13 protein-coding genes are annotated in these 16,252 nt (G+C 69.5%); 7 read left to right on the forward strand and 6 right to left on the reverse strand.

What is annotated here, in order from left to right; all coding sequences use genetic code 11:
* Nucleotides 1-62 precede the first annotated feature (62 nt).
* Entirely contained in the window at nt 63-2,543 is a 2,481-nt protein-coding gene (locus AMYNI_RS0116600) for a transglycosylase domain-containing protein (protein ID WP_425387947.1), read from the reverse strand.
* A gap of 466 nt (nt 2,544-3,009) precedes the next feature.
* On the reverse strand, nt 3,010-3,408 hold the full coding sequence (locus AMYNI_RS0116605) for a DUF5318 domain-containing protein (protein ID WP_020669147.1): 399 nt from the start codon (nt 3,406-3,408) through the stop codon (nt 3,010-3,012).
* Nucleotides 3,409-3,671: 263 nt separating this feature from the next.
* On the opposite strand from AMYNI_RS0116605, the gene AMYNI_RS0116610 reads away from it, so the two are divergent.
* Complete coding sequence (locus AMYNI_RS0116610; protein WP_020669148.1) at nt 3,672-4,235, forward strand: PadR family transcriptional regulator; 564 nt, start codon at nt 3,672-3,674, stop codon at nt 4,233-4,235.
* Nucleotides 4,236-4,293: 58 nt separating this feature from the next.
* A complete protein-coding gene (locus tag AMYNI_RS0116615) occupies nt 4,294-5,385 on the forward strand; it encodes an inositol-3-phosphate synthase (RefSeq protein ID WP_020669149.1) in 1,092 nt (363 codons plus the stop codon).
* 72 nt (nt 5,386-5,457) lie between these two features.
* Here the strand turns inward: AMYNI_RS0116615 and AMYNI_RS0116620 are convergent, their stop codons facing one another.
* Nucleotides 5,458-6,108, reverse strand: coding sequence for an HAD family hydrolase (locus tag AMYNI_RS0116620; RefSeq protein ID WP_020669150.1), 651 nt, complete (start codon nt 6,106-6,108; stop codon nt 5,458-5,460).
* A gap of 66 nt (nt 6,109-6,174) precedes the next feature.
* Between AMYNI_RS0116620 and AMYNI_RS0116625 the strand changes: the two genes are divergently transcribed.
* The 4 genes from AMYNI_RS0116625 to AMYNI_RS0116640 all read left to right on the forward strand — a co-directional run bounded on the left by AMYNI_RS0116625 (nt 6,175) and on the right by AMYNI_RS0116640 (nt 12,205).
* Nucleotides 6,175-6,660, forward strand: a complete 486-nt coding sequence (locus AMYNI_RS0116625; protein ID WP_026360545.1) for a MarR family winged helix-turn-helix transcriptional regulator — start codon at nt 6,175-6,177, stop codon at nt 6,658-6,660.
* Nucleotides 6,650-7,867 carry an MFS transporter gene (locus AMYNI_RS0116630; protein ID WP_020669152.1) on the forward strand — a complete coding sequence of 406 codons (1,218 nt, stop codon included), beginning with the start codon at nt 6,650-6,652 and terminating at the stop codon, nt 7,865-7,867. Before AMYNI_RS0116625 ends, AMYNI_RS0116630 begins: the two co-directional genes overlap by 11 nt.
* Nucleotides 7,868-7,970: 103 nt before the next feature.
* The gene (locus AMYNI_RS0116635) at nt 7,971-10,004 is read left to right on the forward strand and encodes a PhoX family protein (protein ID WP_020669153.1); all 2,034 of its coding nucleotides are present in this window, start codon (nt 7,971-7,973) and stop codon (nt 10,002-10,004) included.
* A gap of 113 nt (nt 10,005-10,117) precedes the next feature.
* Complete coding sequence (locus AMYNI_RS0116640; RefSeq protein ID WP_020669154.1) at nt 10,118-12,205, forward strand: PhoX family protein; 2,088 nt, start codon at nt 10,118-10,120, stop codon at nt 12,203-12,205.
* 39 nt (nt 12,206-12,244) lie between these two features.
* On the opposite strand, the gene AMYNI_RS0116645 is transcribed toward AMYNI_RS0116640, so the two are convergent.
* Nucleotides 12,245-13,561 carry an MFS transporter gene (locus tag AMYNI_RS0116645; protein ID WP_020669155.1) on the reverse strand — a complete coding sequence of 439 codons (1,317 nt, stop codon included), beginning with the start codon at nt 13,559-13,561 and terminating at the stop codon, nt 12,245-12,247.
* A 58-nt stretch (nt 13,562-13,619) separates the two neighbouring features.
* On the opposite strand from AMYNI_RS0116645, the gene AMYNI_RS0116650 reads away from it, so the two are divergent.
* Nucleotides 13,620-14,297 carry an SDR family oxidoreductase gene (locus AMYNI_RS0116650; RefSeq protein WP_020669156.1) on the forward strand — a complete coding sequence of 226 codons (678 nt, stop codon included), beginning with the start codon at nt 13,620-13,622 and terminating at the stop codon, nt 14,295-14,297.
* Nucleotides 14,298-14,487: 190 nt separating this feature from the next.
* On the opposite strand, the gene AMYNI_RS0116655 is transcribed toward AMYNI_RS0116650, so the two are convergent.
* On the reverse strand, nt 14,488-14,934 hold the full coding sequence (locus AMYNI_RS0116655; protein ID WP_020669157.1) for a hypothetical protein: 447 nt from the start codon (nt 14,932-14,934) through the stop codon (nt 14,488-14,490).
* Nucleotides 14,934-16,244: an amidohydrolase family protein gene (locus tag AMYNI_RS0116660; protein ID WP_020669158.1), complete on the reverse strand. Its 1,311-nt coding sequence runs from the start codon at nt 16,242-16,244 to the stop codon at nt 14,934-14,936. The genes AMYNI_RS0116655 and AMYNI_RS0116660 overlap by 1 nt, the downstream gene beginning before the upstream one ends.
* Nucleotides 16,245-16,252: the final 8 nt, after the last annotated feature.

The following is a 16,252-nucleotide window of genomic DNA, read 5'->3' on the forward strand; positions in this document are numbered from 1 at the left end:
CTTAAGGCCACCTTTGCTACCTCAGAGGTAGCAAAGGTGGCCTTAAGGGACTGGGGCCAGGGCTAGTTGTCGTCCGGGGGTCTGGAGAAGAAGGCGCCGCCGCCGCTCTCGTTGCCCCGGTTGCCGCCATTTCCGTTGTTGCCGCCGTTGTTGCCGCCGATCGGCCAGCCGGGCAGGCCGGTGGTCGGCCTGCCGGTCTCGGAGGTGGAGGTCTCCGGGGTCGAGGTCTCCGGCGTGGACGTCTCCGGGGTGGAGGTCTCCGACGACTGGTTGGGCGTGCTGCTCGGTGGCGGCCGCTGCGAGCTGGACGGCGGTGCCTCCTTCGCCGGCGCCTTGCCGATCATCTTGACGTCCGCGAACTTCTCGTTCGGCTTGCCCTTCAGGTAGCCGTCCATGAACTTCTGCCAGAGCTGCGCCGGCAGCCCGCTGCCGTAGATCGACTTGCCGGTCTTCTTGTCGCGGATCACTTCCTTCGGGCCCCCGTAGGTGCCCACCCAGGACGCGACCGAGATCGACGGGGTGTAGCCGGCCATCCAGGCCTGGTTGTTGTCCTTGCTGTCGTCGGCCTGCTGGGTACCGGTCTTGCCGGCGCACTCGTGCCCGTTCGCGCAGCGCAGCTTCGAGTGGGTGATCACCGGCTGCAGGGACCTGGTGACGTTCCCGGCGATCTGCTTGCTCTGCTCGGGGGTGTCCGAGAAAGCCGGCTTCGCTTCGGTGGGCGTCTCCAGCACGACTTCGCCGTCCGGCTTGGTCACCTTGGCCACGAAGTGTTGCTGCCGGCGCATGCCGTCGGCGGCGAAGGTGGCGTAGGCGCCGGCCATGTCCTCGGTGGTGACCGAGGTCTGGCCACCGCCGATCGCGACGTTGTAGTCGCCCTGCACCATCGACGGCACGTTGCCGTGCTTCTCCGGGATGCCGGCCGCCTGCGCCGCGTCGATCACCGCGGGCACCTTGAGGTCGTTGACCACCATGTCCACGAACACGGAGTTCACCGACTTCTCCATGCCCTCGGCGACCGTGCACTTCGGGCTGTCGCAGTTGTCCACGTTGTTGATCGGCTGGGTCTGGAACCCCGGCGGGCCGAACCGCTTGCCCGCCATGCCCTCGTACGTCTCGCCGAGTCCCTTTCCGCGCTGCAGCAACGCGACCAGGTCGAACGGCTTGTAGGAGGAACCGGGGCTGCGCGGGGTGTTCGCCCCGTCCCTGGCGTCTTCCTTGGTGTTGGGCCCGCCGTAGTAGGCGACGATTCCGCCGGTCTTCGGATCGACGGCGACCAGCGCCTCCTTGAGGTCGACCTTCTGGCCGTCCTGGCCCTTCATCACCTCGTCCACCGTCTCCACCGCGAGCTGCTGCGCCTTGGGGTCGATGGTGGTCTGGATGACGTAGCCGCCGGCCTGGACCTTCTCCTCCGGGTAGCCCTGCGCCTCGAGCTCGGCCAGGATCCGCTTCTGGATCTGCGCGTTCGGGCCCTTCATCGACTGCGGCTTGGCGTCCTCGGCGGAGATCATCGCGGGGAACTGGGCCGCCGCGCGGTCCGCCTTGGCCAGCCAGTTGTTCTGCACCATCTGGTCCATCACGTAGGTCCAGCGGCGGTTGGCGTACTCCATGTTCTCGGACTTGCCGGGACCCTGGATCATGCCGGCCAGCAGTGCGGCCTCGGACGGGCCGATGTCCTGCACGTTCTTGCCGAAGTACGCCTGCGAAGCGGTCTGGACCCCGTACGCGCCACGGCCGAAGTAGATGGTGTTCAGGTAGGCCGTGATGATGTCCGACTTGGACTGCTCGTTGTTCATCTTGAAGGCCTTCACCAGCTCGGTCGCCTTACGGGTGATCGTGGCGTCCTCGTTCTCGGTGGCCTTCTTGATGTACTGCTGGGAAATGGTCGAGCCACCACCGGTACCGCCGGTGAGCTGGTTCTTGACCGCGCCCAGGATGCCCATGATGTCGAAGCCGGGGTTCGTCTCGAAGCTCGAGTCCTCCGCCGCGTAGACCGCGTGCTTGACCACGTCCGGGATCTCGTTCGGCTTCATGATCTGGCGGTTGCCGCCCTGCGGCGCCACCTTGCCCATTTCCGAGCCGTCCGCGTAGTTGAAGGTGACCACCTGGTTCTGCTGGGCGGCGACCTCTTCCGGGGTGGGCACGTCCACGAAGAAGTACATGATGGTGAACGCCAGCGCCGGCAGCACCACGAACAGCCCGACCAGCACGTACAGCGTGCGGCGGACCCGCCGCCAGCGGCGCTTCTTGCGCTGCGCGGGGGTCAGCGGGGGCTTGTTCTTGCCGCCCTTCCCGTCACCGGCTGCGTCGGCCGGGTCATCTTGGTCGTCCGCGCCGAATTCGTTGAACCTGGCCTGCTCGCCGGAATGCCAGTCGTCATAACCATAACCGTCGTCGTACCCGTCGTTGTCGACACGGCTGTCGTAGCGGTCGTCGAAACGGTCGTTCGGCCCGGTGCCGTTGTGCTCGTGGTGCGTGAGCAGCTCGGGTTCGCGGTCGGTCGGGCCGAGCCGCTGGCCGATCATGCCGGTCGGCTGCTCCACCATCGGCCGCCGCGGCGGGGGCGGCGGGGGCGGCGGGGATTGCGGCGGCTGCACGGGAGGCGGCATCGGGGGCGGTGGCTGCCGGTAGCCGCCGCGCGGCGGGGTGCCGGGCGGCGGGCCCATCGGGCGGCCGGGCGGTGGCTGCCGGGGCCTTGCCGGTGGGCGCAGGTCCGGGTCGCCGCCGGTGGGCCAGCCGGGGCCGGCGTCCTCGCCGCCGGGCCACTGGGGTGCCTGCGGCGCCGGGGGTGCTGCCTGCCGCGGCCGGCGGGGCGGCTCGTCACCGGACGGCCACTGGGGCGCGTACTGCTCGTCGCCGGTCGGCCATTGGGCGCGACGGTGTTGATCAGGCTCCTGGCCTGGCCAGGAGCGGTTGCGATGGTCGTTCACGAATGAGCCTCCCAGACCGGCGCACCGGGGTACGTCGTTCTGCGGTCAAGAGTCGTGCGCCTGTGCGCACCGTTGGCTACCGTCACTGCCCCGCGGTCCTCTTGGTAGGGCGCTGCGGTGTTCCCGTGCCCAGGACGTACGACTGCACCAGGTGGTTCCAGCTGCAAGATCGGCACACCTCCACCACGTAGACGGTGAACTCCCCGAAGAGGTTGGCCATCCTGGCGAGTTCGTCACGGGTCCTGGCCGAACCGGCCGCGTGCTTGAGCTCGTCGCCGTACACCCAGGAGACCAGGGTGAGTGCCTCCTTGCGGCACAGCGGGCAGCTCGCCTCGGTCGGTTCACCGTGGAACTTCGCAGCTCGGAGCAGGTACGGACTGGCGTCGCAGACGTCCGACGTGCCGACTCGGCCGGCATAGACGCCGGCGAGCAGCGCACGACGCTGCAACGCGTAGTCCACGACCTGCCGCTGGTTTCGCACGCTGACAGAGTACGTGCCCGGAGTAGGGCTGCCATGAGCCGTTCTGCCTAGTGATCGCCGGCCGTCTCGCGACACGCCGGCTTTTCCATAACACTCCGGTGAACTTCAGGGGGTAATTCGTTCACTCGGACGGTCGGCTGAAAGGTTACGTACACCACTTCGATGTATCGGCGCGATATACTCGGCCGGTAGGTTGCGAGAGTCGGCAGGCAGATCCATGGCAACGCCTGACGCGGCCGTTTGTTCCCGGAAGGGGGTGCGTCGTGCTGGAGTTCGCGGTACTCGGGCTGCTGCATGAGGCCCCCATGCACGGCTATGTGCTGCGGAAACGGCTGCACGACACGCTTGGCATGTTTCGCACGTTCTCCTACGGCTCGCTGTACCCGACGCTGCGCCGGTTGCAACGAGCCGACTTCATCGTCGAAGAGCTGGACGAGGCGGGCGAGCCAGGCCGGCCGCAGAGCAGGCCGTACACCCGGCGGGCCCGGCGGGTGTACAAGCTCACGGCCGAGGGCAAGGAACGTTTCGCCGAACTGCTGGCCGATGCCGGCCCGCAGACCTGGGACGACGAAGGCTTCGGTGTGCACCTGGCGTTTTTCTCCAGGACACCGGCCGACGTCAGGATGCGCATATTGGAAGGTCGGCGCCGCCGGGTGGAGGAACGGCGTGAAGGTCTTCGCGCGGCCATGGCCAGGGCCGAGGAGAAGATCGATCGCTACACCCGGGAGCTGCATCGGCTCGGCCTGGAGAGCAGCGAGCGAGAGGTGCGCTGGCTCAACGAGCTGATCGCGCACGAGCAAGCCGAGCAACGCGGCGAGTCGACCTGAGCCGCCGCGATTCGGCGTCACCTACATCACAGACAAACGAGTTGAAGGAGAAACCGGCATGGGCGAGCACCGCCGCAGCGTTCGGGTGGCCATCGTTGGCGTCGGCAATTGTGCAGCGTCGCTGGTGCAGGGCGTGGAGTACTACCGCGACGCCGACCCCGGCGCGCGCGTGCCGGGCTTGATGCACGTGCAGTTCGGTCAGTACCACGTGCGTGACATCGAGTTCGTCGCCGCTTTCGACGTGGACGCCAAGAAGGTCGGCCGCGACCTGTCCGAGGCCATCGTGGCCAGCGAGAACAACACGATCAAGATCGCCGACGTGCCGCCGGCCGGGGTCACCGTGCAGCGCGGGCACACCTTCGACGGGCTCGGCCGGTTCTACCGCGAGACCATCGAGGAGTCCGACGAGAAGCCGGTGGACGTGGCCGCGGCGCTGCGCGCGGCCGAAGTGGACGTGCTGGTCGCCTACCTGCCGGTTGGCTCGGAGGAGGCGGACAAGTTCTACGCGCAGGCCGCCATCGACGCGGGGGTCGCGTTCGTCAACGCGCTGCCGGTGTTCATCGCCTCCGACCCGGAGTGGGCCGCCAAGTTCACCGAGGCCGGCGTGCCGATCGTGGGCGACGACATCAAGTCGCAGGTCGGCGCCACCATCACGCACCGCGTGCTGGCCAGGCTGTTCGAGGACCGCGGTGTCCAGCTCGACCGCACCATGCAGCTGAACGTGGGCGGCAACATGGACTTCCTGAACATGAAGGAACTGGAGCGCCTGGAGTCGAAGAAGATCTCCAAGACCCAGTCGGTGACCTCGCAGGTGGACCGCGACCTCGGCAAGGGCAACGTGCACATCGGCCCGTCCGACTACGTGCAGTGGCTGGACGACCGGAAGTGGGCCTACGTCCGGCTCGAGGGTCGCGCCTTCGGTGACGTGCCGTTGAACATGGAGTACAAGCTCGAGGTGTGGGACTCGCCGAACTCGGCCGGCATCATCATCGACGCGGTGCGTGCCGCGAAGATCGCGCTGGACCGCGGCATCGGCGGGCCGATCCTGTCCGCGTCCTCGTACTTCATGAAGTCGCCGCCGGAGCAGTACGACGACTCCACCGCCCGCGACTCCATCGACAAGTTCATCCGCGGCGAACTCGACCGCTAGCTTTCTCCTCCAAGGTGCAGCGAAGGCCACCTTGCCTGCGTTGGATGCAGGCAAGGTGGCCTTCGCTGCATTTCAAGCGCTGGGGATGCCGAGGGTGGTGGGGAGGTCGCGGATGTGCGTGAGGACGGTGTCGGCTTCGGCTAGGGCCGAGGGGTCCGGCGGGAAGTGCGGGTTCGGCACCGCGTAGACGGTCATCCCGGCGGCTTTCGCCGAGCGCAGCCCGTTCGTGCTGTCCTCCACCGCCGCACAGGCCGTCGCCGGCACGCCCAGCCGGCCGGCCGCTTCGAGGTAGACGTCCGGCGCCGGTTTGCCGGCCGCGACCTGCTCGCTGGACAGCGCCACCCGGACCAGGCCGGTCAGCCCGGTGGCGTCCAGGAAAGCCTTGATCAGTACCGGTGGTGACGAGCTGGCGATGGCCACCGGGTACCGCTCGCCGACCGCGCGCACGACCTCCGCTGCGCCCGGCAGCACCGGCGGGCCACCGGAGTAGCGCTCGGCCATCCGGTCCACCACCACCTCGGCGATCCGCTCCGGGGTCAGCCGCGCGCCGAGTTCTTCGACCAGGTATCGCGCCCATTCCGGGGTGCTCATCCCCTGCTGCGCCCTGGTCGCCTCCGGCCGCCAGCTGCCGCCGTGCTCGGCGACCACCGCCCGGCGCACCTCGTCCCAGGTCTGTTCGGAGTCGACCAGCACCCCGTCCAGGTCGAAAACCACCGCGTCCATGCCCCGCACGCTACCTGTGCGGCAAATTACTTCGACAGGCTAAGTAAATATTGTTAGGGTAGCTAAGTGATTTCCGGAGTGGGCGAACTGGCGGGTGAACTGCGGCCGTTGGTGTTCCGGCTGTACTACGTGGTGCGCCGGCAGACGCCGCAGCTGCGGCTCACCCTCACCCAGGGCTCGGTGCTCGCCGAGCTGATGCGCGGCGGGCCGCGGCGGATGACCGCGCTGGCCGAGTTCGAGGGCGTGAAGCTGCCGTCGATGACCGACGTGGTGGCCAGGCTGGAACGGCTCGGGCTGGTGCGCCGCGCGCCCGATCCGGACGACCGCCGCGCGGTACTGGTCCGGGTCACCGAGGAGGGCGCGCGTTTCTACCAGGAGCTCGTGGCGGCGCGGGAGGAGTTCCTGCGCGAGCGGCTGACCCGGCTCGACCCGGCCGAACGGGACGCCATCGAGGCGGCGCTTCCCGCGCTGCGGCGGCTATTGGACCCCACCGTGGACCCCGTGGATCCGACTGTGAAACCGAAGGAGGAATTGATCGGCGATGAGCGCTGAAAGTCATTCGAGCCTGCTGGACGCGGTGAAGGGGCAGCCGAAGCAGGTGTGGATCACCGCCTTCGCCGCGGTGATCGCGTTCATGGGCATCGGCCTGGTCGACCCGATCCTGCTGTCCATCGCCGAAGGGCTGCACGCGACCCCGTCCGAGGTCACCCTGCTGTTCTCGTCCTATCTCGGCGTGCAGGTGATCGCCATGCTGGTCACCGGCGCGGCGAGCGCGCGGTTCGGCGCCAAGCGGACCGTGCTGACCGGGCTCACCCTGATCGTGCTGGCGACCGCGTTGTGCGCGGCGGCCGGTTCGATCGAGCAGCTGGTCGGCCTGCGCGCGGTATGGGGCCTCGGCAACGCCTTCTTCATCGCGACCGCGCTGTCGGTGATCGTCGGCGCGGCCACCGGCGGGCAGTCGGGCGCGATCCTGCTTTACGAGGCGGCGCTCGGGGTCGGCCTGGCGGTCGGCCCGCTGCTGGGCGCGCTGCTCGGCAGCATCTCCTGGCGTGGTCCGTTCGTTGGCACCGCGGTGCTGATGGCCGGCGCGCTGGTGCTGTGCGCGGTCTTCCTCTCCGGTGACGCGAGGGAGAAGCGTGCACCGATCAGGCTGCTCGACCCGTTGCGCGCGCTCCGGCACACCGGCCTGCTGCGCACGTCGATCGGGTCCGCGCTCTACACCGCCGCCTTCTTCACCGTGCTCGCCTGGTCCCCGTTCGTGCTGGAGTGGAACGCGATCGCGGTCGGCCTGGTGTTCTGCGGCTGGGGTCTCTGCGTCGCGGTGGCCGGGGTGGTGCTGGCGCCGAAGCTGGCCGGCCGGCTCGGTGAACGGCACGCCGCCGCGCTCTCGGTGTTCGGCTACGCCTTGCTGATGATGGTCATGGTGGTGCCGGCCAAGCCGGTGCTGGTGGTCGCGATCGTGCTCAGCGGGCTGGTCTCCGGGCTGCTGAACACCCTGTTCACCGGTACCGCGATGTCGATCAGCGACGCGCCGCGGCCGGTGGCCAGCGCGGGCTACAACTTCTGCCGCTGGCTGGGCGGCGCGGTGGCGGCGACCCTGGTGGGGCATGTCGCCGAGTGGTTCGGCTCGCCGCGGGCGCCGTTCGTGGCGGCCGCCGTGCTCTGCGTGCTGGCCGGTGGGCTGCTGTCGCTGCGGACCCGCGCCGGCGACCCGCACCGGGTACCGGCCGAGGCCGCGCTGGTCGGCGAGGAGTTCTGAACTTCCGGTAAATGGCAGGCAAACGTCGGGTATTCCCATCCCGGGACGATTGGCTTAACGTCGGACCTCCGAACTGGGAGGTCCGACGTTGGTCGCCAGGAAAATGCTGCCGCTGCTCACCGCGCACGCCCCGAGCCGCGCGTCGCTCACCTGCAAGTACAAGTGCGGTGACGCCTGTGCGCACGAACCGCCGAACCCTTCGGGCAACCGGTACTTCGCGGACGTGGTGACCGAGGTGCTCAGCCGGCGCGGTGTGCTGCGGGCCGGTGCGGTGGTGGCCATCGCGGGAGCAACGCTCGGCGGCGGAGTGGCCGCTGCCCAGCCCACCCGGCCGGGCAAACCCGCCCCCGGCACGGACTTCACCCCGGTCACGCCGAACACCCTGGACGCCGTGGTGGTGCCGGAGGGCTACCGGCAGGCGATCGTGATCCGCTGGGGCGACCCGCTCTTCCCGGACGCACCGGAGTTCGATTTCGCGAACCAGACCGCCGAAGCGCAGGCGAAGCAGTTCGGCTTCAACAACGACTTCGCGGCCCTGCTCCCGCTGGACCGCCACGGGCTGCGCTCGCTGCTGGTGACCAACCACGAGTACACCACCGAGTCGTCCATGTTCTTCGGCTACGACGAGCGGAACCCGACCGAGGAACAGGTGAAGATCGCCTGGGCGGCGCACGGCCTGTCCGTGGTGCAGGTGGAGCGGGACCGTCGTTCGGGCGGGCTGACGCCGAAGTTCTCCCGGTACAACCGGCGGATCACGCTGCACACCGAGTTCGAGGTGCGCGGCCCGGCGGCGGGCGGCGAGCTGCTCCGGACCTCGGCGGATCCCAGCGGTACCAAGGTCTTCGGCACCATGAACAACTGCGCCGGCGGGATCACCCCGTGGGGCACCATTCTTTCCGGCGAGGAGAACATCAACCAGTACTTCGGCAACGCCGAGCTGGTGCCGGATCCCGCGGTGCGCGCCAGGCTCGCCCGCTACGGCATCAAGGGCACCGAGACGGTCCGCAAGTGGGAGCGGTTCGACCCGCGGTTCGACCTGGCGAGGGAGCCGAACGAGGCGAACCGGTTCGGCTGGGTCGTGGAGCTGGACCCGGAGGACCCGCACTCCACCCCGGTCAAGCACACCGCGCTCGGCCGGTTCAAGCACGAGTGCGCGAACGTGCGGGTGGCCGGGGACGGGCGGGTGGTCGCCTACTCCGGCGACGACGAGCGCTTCGAATACATCTACAAGTTCATCTCCACCAAGAAGATGAAGCGCGGGGACAGCAAGGCGGCCCGCCGGCACAACATGACGCTGCTCGACGAAGGCACGCTGTACGTCGGCAGGTTCACCGGGGACAGCCCGGCGGCCGAGATCGACGGCACCGGGAAGCTGCCGTCGGACGGCGAGTTCGACGGCGTCGGCGAATGGATCCCGCTGGCCGCCGGGAAACGGTCCTTCGTGCCGGGCATGACCGCGGAGGAGGTCTACGTCTACACCCGCGAGGCGGCGGACAAGGCGGGCGCGACCAAGATGGACCGTCCGGAGGACATCCAGGCGCATCCGCGGACCGGCCGGATCTACTGCGCGCTGAGCAACAACGTGGAGCGGGGCAACGCGGGCAAGGAAGGCGCCACCGAACCGAACCCGCGCAACAACAACAAGCACGGGCAGGTGCTGGAGTTCGAAGAGTGGCACGGAGACGCGCTGGCCACCAGGTTCTCCTGGCGGCTGCTGCTGGTCTGCGGTGACCCGGCGGCGCCGGACACCTATTTCGCGGGTTTCCCGAAGGACCAGGTCAGCCCGATCTCCAGCCCGGACAACGTGGCCTTCGACTCCCACGGGAACCTGTGGATCTCCACCGACTCGGCCGGTGCGCTGGGCATCAACGACGGGCTGTACGTGGTTCCGCTGGAGGGTAGGGAACGTGGTCACTGCAAGCTCTTCCTCACCGTTCCGCACGGCGCGGAGACCTGCGGGCCGGTGATCGGCGACCAGGTGGTCACCGTCTGTGTGCAGCATCCCGGCGAGGTGGACGGGGCGAGCGCGGACAAGCCGGTCTCGCACTGGCCTGATGGCGGTGGCAGCCAGCCGCGGCCGTCCGTGGTGGCGGTGTGGAAACCGGGCAGGGACGGGCTTTCCGGTATCGGAGAGTAACCGGACGGATCGTGGCGTTCGCCCTCTGTTCACCTGGAGGACCCGGTCACCTCGTTTTGGGCGCTTAGCGTCGGGCCGTTCCCCGACTGAGTGATGCCCGACCTGGAGGACCCTTGTCCACCCGCTTTGACCTGCCGTTATTTCCCCACCACTCCGGCGGTCGTTCGGCCGTCACCTGCGAGTACCGCTGCGGCAACGCCTGTGCGCACGACGCGCCGAACACCTCCGGCAACGAGTACTTCGGCGATGTCGTCAAGGACGTCGTTTCCCGTCGTGGCGCGCTGAAGGCCAGTGCGGTGATGGCGGTGGCGGCGGGCGGGTTCGCCGCGTTGTCTCCTACCGCGGCCGCCGCCGAGCCGGAGGTCCCCGCACCGCTGGCCGGGAAGCGTCCCGGTCGCCCGGTGCGCGGCACCGACTTCGACGCGGTGCCGCCGAACAAGGCGGACGCGGTCACCATCCCGGACGGCTACGCGCAGAACGTGGTCATCCGCTGGGGGGACGCGGTGGTGCCGGGCGCACCGAAGTTCGACTTCACCAAGCAGACCGCGGCCGCGCAGGAGAAGCAGTTCGGCTACAACAACGACTTCGTCGGGCTGATCCCGCAGGACCCGCTCGGCCTGCGCAACCTGCTGGTGGTCAACCACGAGTACTCCACCGAAGTGCACATGTTCCCGGCGGATCAGTACGACAAGAACAATCCGACCGAGGAGCAGGTCAAGATCGCCTGGGCTGCGCACGGGCTGAGCGTGGTGCAGGCCTGGCGCGACCCGGTGGCCGGCGGGCTGCGCGTGGTGCCCAGCAGGCAGAACCGGCGGATCACGCTGAACACCGAGTTCGAGGTGCGCGGCCCGGCGGCGGGCTCGAAGTTCCTGCAGACCTCCGCCGACCCGAGCGGGCGCAAGGTGTTCGGCACCCAGAACAACTGCGCCGGCGGGGTCACCCCGTGGGGCACCGTGCTCTCCGGTGAGGAGAACTTCAACCAGTACTTCGCGAACGCGGACAAGGTGACCGACCCGGTAGCGCAGGCAAGGCAGAAGCGGTACGGCCTCGCCGGCGGCGCGAGCACCCGGAAGTGGGAGCGGTTCGACAAGCGATGGGACATCGCGCAGGAGCCGAACGAGCCGAACCGGTTCGGCTGGGTGGTGGAGATCGACCCGAACGACCCGCACTCCACCCCGGCCAAGCACACCCACCTCGGCCGGTTCAAGCACGAGGCGGCCAACATCAAGATCACCAAGGACGGTCGGGTCGCGGTCTACTCCGGTGACGACGAGCGGTTCGACTACATCTACAAGTACGTGTCCAAGGGCAAGTACAAGAAGGGCAGCAGCGCACTGGCGCGGCGGCACAACTCGGCCCTGCTCGACGACGGCACGCTGTACGTCGCGAAGTTCACCGGCGACAGCCCGGCCGCGGAGATCGACGGCACCGGCAAGCTGCCCGCGGACGGCGAGTTCGACGGCACCGGCGAGTGGATCCCGCTTGCCAGCGGCGACAAGTCCTTTGTGGACGATTTCACCGCGGAGGAGGTGTACGTGTTCACCCGGCTCGCCGCGGACAAGGCCGGGGCCACCAAGATGGACCGCCCGGAGGACATCGAGCCGAACCCGGTGAACGGCCGGATCTACGCCGCGCTGACCAACAACACCGACCGCGGCGCGGCCGGCAAGGCCGGGGCGGACGAGCCGAACCCGCGGGTGCGCAACAAGAACGGCCACGTGCTGGAGTGGGAGGAGGCCGGTGGCGACTCGGCCGCCACCCGGTTCTCCTGGCGGCTGCTGCTGGTCTGCGGTGACCCCAAGGCCGCGGACACCTACTTCGGCGGCTTCCCCAAGGACCAGGTCTCGCCGATCTCGTGCCCGGACAACGTGGCCTTCGACCGGCACGGCAACCTGTGGATCTCCACCGACGGCAACACCCTCGGCGCAAACGACGGGCTGTTCTCGGTGCCGGTGGACGGCCCCGAGCGCGGCCACGTGAAGCAGTTCCTTTCGGTGCCGGTCGGTGCCGAAACCTGCGGCCCGGTGGTCACCGACCATCTGGTCCTGGTCGCCGTGCAGCACCCCGGTGAGGACGCGGAGAACTCGGCGAACCCGACCTCGCACTGGCCCGACGGCGGCAAGTCGCAGCCGCGCCCGTCCATCGTCTCGGTCTGGAAGAAGGGCCATTTCGGCTTCCCCGGCCAGATCGGCGTCCGCTAACCCGCTCGTGAGTGAAAAGTGTTGTCCCGGCAACACTTTTCACTCACGACGGCTGACCTGCGGTTTTGCTCCGAGGGCGAGCGCGACGCAGGCGGCGGCGACCATGCAGGCGCCGACCGCCCACATCCCGGTGCGCTGGCTGCCGGTCAGGTCCCGCAGCCAGCCGGTGATGTAGGGCGCGGCGAACCCGCTGATGTTGCCCAGCGAGTTGATCAGCGCGATGCCGCCAGCCGCGGCCGCGCCGGAGAGGAAGTTCGACGGCAGCGCCCAGAAGGTGGGCAGTGCCGCGCACACGCCGACCGCGCAGACCGTCACCGCCACCATGGCGGCGAACGGGTTGCCGAGGTAGAGCGCGATCGGGATGGCCAGCCCGCCGAGCAGCATCGGCAGCGCCACATGCCATTTCCGCTCGCCGGTCCGGTCGCCGTGGCGCGCCCACAGCACCATCGCCACCGCGCCGATCACATACGGGATGGCGTTGATCAGGCCGGACTCCCAGGTGCTGAAGTTCGTCCCGAACTGCTGCTTGAACCCGGCGATGATGGTGGGCAGGAAGAAACCGAGCGCGTACAGGCCGTACGCGATTCCGAAGTAGACAAAGGCGAGGCCGAGGATGCGCGGGTGGGTCAGTGCCTTGCGCAACGGCCAGTGGTGCTCGGCTTCGGTGGCCCGCCGTTCGGCGTCCAGCTCGGCGGCCAGCCAGCTCCGTTCGTCTTCGCTCAGCCATTTCGCCTGCTCGGGCCGGTCGGTCAGGTAGTACCAGGTGACCACCGCGAGCAGGATCGCCGGGATGCCCTCCACCAGGAACATGAACCGCCAGCCGGACAGCCCGAACACCCCGTGCCCGCCGCTGATCAGCAGGCTGGACACGGTGGAGCCGATCGCCGAGGACACCGGGACCGCCGCCATGAACAGCGCGACCGCCTTCGCCCGCTGCGACGCCGGGAACCAGTAGGTCAGGTACAGGATGATGCCGGGGAAGAAACCGGCCTCCGCCACGCCGAGCAGGAAACGCAGGATTACCAGGGTGGTCGGATTCGGCACGAAGGCCATCACGGTGGCCACCACACCCCAGGTGATCATGATCCGGGCCAGCCAGCGGCGGGCGCCGAACCGGTGCAGCGCCAGGTTGCTCGGCACTTCCAGTACCAGGTAGCCGAGGAAGAACACACCCGAGGCGAAACCGAAGGCGGTGGCGGTCAGGCCGAGTTCTTTGTTCATCCCGTTCGGCCCGGCGAAGCCGATGTTGACCCGGTCCAGGTAGTTCACGAAGTACAGCAGCGCCAGGAACGGCATGATGCGCAGCGCGACCTTGCGCAGCACCCGGTTGCCGTGCTGATCAACGGGAGAGTCCATTGCGGAATCTCATGCCCGCGACCGGCGTCCCGTCAAGCCCGGCTTTAGGGTCGGTCCCATGGCAGACAATCCACTGGCACTGGTCACCGGCGCGTCGCGGGGCATCGGCGCGGCCGTCGCACACGCTTTGGAGCCCACCCACCGGCTGCTGCTCGGCGGCCGGGATGCGACCGCGCTGGCCGAGCGTGCCGCGGACCTGCCCGGTGCGCAGCCGTGGCCGGTGGACCTGACCGACCCGGCCGCTTTGCGGGCCGCGGCCGAGCCGATCGACGAGCTGGCGGTGCTCGTGCATTCGGCGGGCACCGCCCGGCTCGGCACCGTCGAGCAGGCGGACTCTTCGGCGTGGCGGACGAACTTCGAGGTCAACCTGCTGGCCGTGGTCGAGCTGACCCGGCTGCTGCTGCCCGCGCTGCGTGCCGCCGGCGGGCACGTGGTGCTGATCAATTCGGGTCAGGGGATCAACGCGCGGGAGGGCTGGGGTCCGTACGCGGCGAGCAAGTTCGGGCTGCGGGCGTTCGCCGATGTGCTGCGGGCCGAGGAGCCGTCGATCCGGGTGACCTCGGTGTTCCCCGGCCGCACGGACACCGAGATGCAGCAGGCGGTGGTCCGCGGTGAGGGCAAGGAGTACACCCCGGATCAGTATCTGCGACCGGATTCGGTGGCGATGGCCGTGCTGGCCGCGGTCTCCGCGAGCCCGGAGGCGCATCTCACCGAACTGGTCCTCCGCCCGCGCTGACCGGTCGTGCGCGCGAGTTGTGCACAGTTGCCCCGCCCTGTGGACAACCGCCCTTCGCGCGCCCGCCGCGTCGCGGGGTGGCGATAGGCTGGAGCGGGGTCGCCCCCCGGGAGTGGTGGGGGCTGCGCGGGTGGGGTTTGCGCGGATTTCGGCGGCGGATTTCCAGCAGCGGACTTCCAGCAGCGGCTGTTCAGCGGGTGAGCCAGGTGTCGAGCAGGGCGGCCTTTTCCGGTCTGCCGAGGTGGCGGTAGGCATTGGCCCAGACCTCGGGGTCGGCCAGCGGCAGGCCGCGCCAATGGCCGGTGACGCGGGTCGGGAACTCGACGACGCCATTCTCGGTGCGCAGCGCGAAGCCGACGAGCAGGTCCACCGGGCCGTCCGGCAGCACGAAACGTTCGCGGGTCGCGTAGGCGCCGTCGCGCACGGCAGCGGGAGTGAAGGCGAGGCCGGCGGCGGTCAGGGCGGAGGACACCTGGTCCACGGGCGCGTCCGTGGTGACATCCCAATCGTGCACCCGCGAGACCAGGCCCAGCGCGGCCAGCAGGCCGGAGCCGCCGACCGCGGCCACCAAGCCGCGGGCGTGCACCGCGGCGAGCACCGCGCGCACCCCGGTCATCGGCGGCAGGTCCTGGGTCATCAGCCCCGGATCCTGGCCGCCGCCTCAGCCACCTCGGCCTGCGCCTTGGCGCGGTCCACCCGCAGCGACTCGCCCTCGCCGATCACCTGCTCCCCGGCCACCCACACGTCCCGCACCCGGCGGGAGCCGGCGCCCCACACCAGGTTCGACAGCAGCTGGTCGTCCGGCACGTCGAGGCCGGTGGCGAAGGTGGGATCGTCCAGGTCGATGTGCACCAGGTCCGCCCACCGGCCCGGCTCCAGCGCGCCGATGTCATCCCGGCCGAGCGCGGCCGCGCCGTCCCTGGTGGCCAGCAGCAGCGCCGATGCCGCACCGAGCGCGGTGGAGTCGCCGGTGGCGAGCCTGCTGAGCATCGCGGCGAGCTGAACCTCCTCCCACAGGTCCAGGTCGTCGTTGCTGGCCGGGCCGTCCGTGCCCAAACCGACCGGGACCGCGGCCGCGCGCAGCTCCCGCAGCCTGGCCATGCCGGAGGCCAGTTTCGCGTTGGAGCCGGGACAGTGCGCGACCCCGACCCGCCGCTCGGCGAACAACGCGATGTCCTCATCGGACAGATGGATCGCGTGCGCGGCGATCACCCTGCCCGCCAACATGCCGACCCGGTCGAGCAGCTTCGGCACCGAACCGAACTCGGCGCGCTGCGCCAGGTCCTCGTCGGCGGCCTCGGCAACGTGGATCTGCACCAGCGCACCCCGCGCGGCCGCCGACTCCGCGGTCAGCCGGAGCGCCTCCACCGGCAGCATGTAGGCCGAGTGCGCGGTGTAGGTCAGCTCGACCCGCTCGCCGGGCCCCCAGCGCAGCCCGTCCGCGTCGATCCAGCGCTCGGTCGCGGTGATCATCTCGCGCCAGTCCAACCCGGGCAGGTCGATGATCGGGGTGCCGAGCAGCACCCTGGCGCCGGTGCTGAGCACCGCGTCCGCCATCTGCTCGGAATGGAAGTACATCTCCGCGCTGGTGGTCACCCCGTGCCGGAGCATCTCCACCGAGCCGAGCACCATCCCGGTGCGCACGTCCGACGGCCGCAGCCGCGCCTCGGCCGGCCAGATGATCTCCCGCAGCCAGCGCAGCAGCGGCAGCTCACCGCCCATCCCGCGCAGCAACGTCATCGGGCTGTGCGCGTGCGTGTTCACCAGTCCTGGCAACAGGATCCCGGGCAGCTCGGTGACCAGCAGGTCCGGCCAGGGCGGTGCATCCGCGGCCAGGCCGCAGAAAACGATCCTGCCGTCGTCGCCGATGTCCACCACCCCGTCGCGAAGGACCGAGCAGGACGGATCGGCGGGCAGGACGACCGGGGCGCGGAAACGGCGAGGCATGCCTTGAC

It is taken from the genome of Amycolatopsis nigrescens CSC17Ta-90 (assembly GCF_000384315.1).
Taxonomy (GTDB): Bacteria; Actinomycetota; Actinomycetes; order Mycobacteriales; family Pseudonocardiaceae; genus Amycolatopsis; species Amycolatopsis nigrescens.

Bases quoted from the DNA above. Each gene is read 5' to 3' on its own strand.
- AMYNI_RS0116615 (WP_020669149.1), top strand. From the start codon at position 4,294: ATGGGCGAGCACCGCCGCAGCGTTCGGGTGGCCATCGTTGGCGTCGGC.
- AMYNI_RS0116630 (WP_020669152.1), top strand. From the start codon at position 6,650: ATGAGCGCTGAAAGTCATTCGAGCCTGCTGGACGCGGTGAAGGGGCAG.
- AMYNI_RS0116620 (WP_020669150.1), bottom strand. From the start codon at position 6,108: ATGGACGCGGTGGTTTTCGACCTGGACGGGGTGCTGGTCGACTCCGAA.
- AMYNI_RS0116650 (WP_020669156.1), top strand. From the start codon at position 13,620: ATGGCAGACAATCCACTGGCACTGGTCACCGGCGCGTCGCGGGGCATC.
- AMYNI_RS0116600 (WP_425387947.1), bottom strand. From the start codon at position 2,543: ATGGTGGAGCAGCCGACCGGCATGATCGGCCAGCGGCTCGGCCCGACC.
- AMYNI_RS0116660 (WP_020669158.1), bottom strand. From the start codon at position 16,244: ATGCCTCGCCGTTTCCGCGCCCCGGTCGTCCTGCCCGCCGATCCGTCC.
- AMYNI_RS0116635 (WP_020669153.1), top strand. From the start codon at position 7,971: ATGCTGCCGCTGCTCACCGCGCACGCCCCGAGCCGCGCGTCGCTCACC.
- AMYNI_RS0116645 (WP_020669155.1), bottom strand. From the start codon at position 13,561: ATGGACTCTCCCGTTGATCAGCACGGCAACCGGGTGCTGCGCAAGGTC.
- AMYNI_RS0116655 (WP_020669157.1), bottom strand. From the start codon at position 14,934: ATGACCCAGGACCTGCCGCCGATGACCGGGGTGCGCGCGGTGCTCGCC.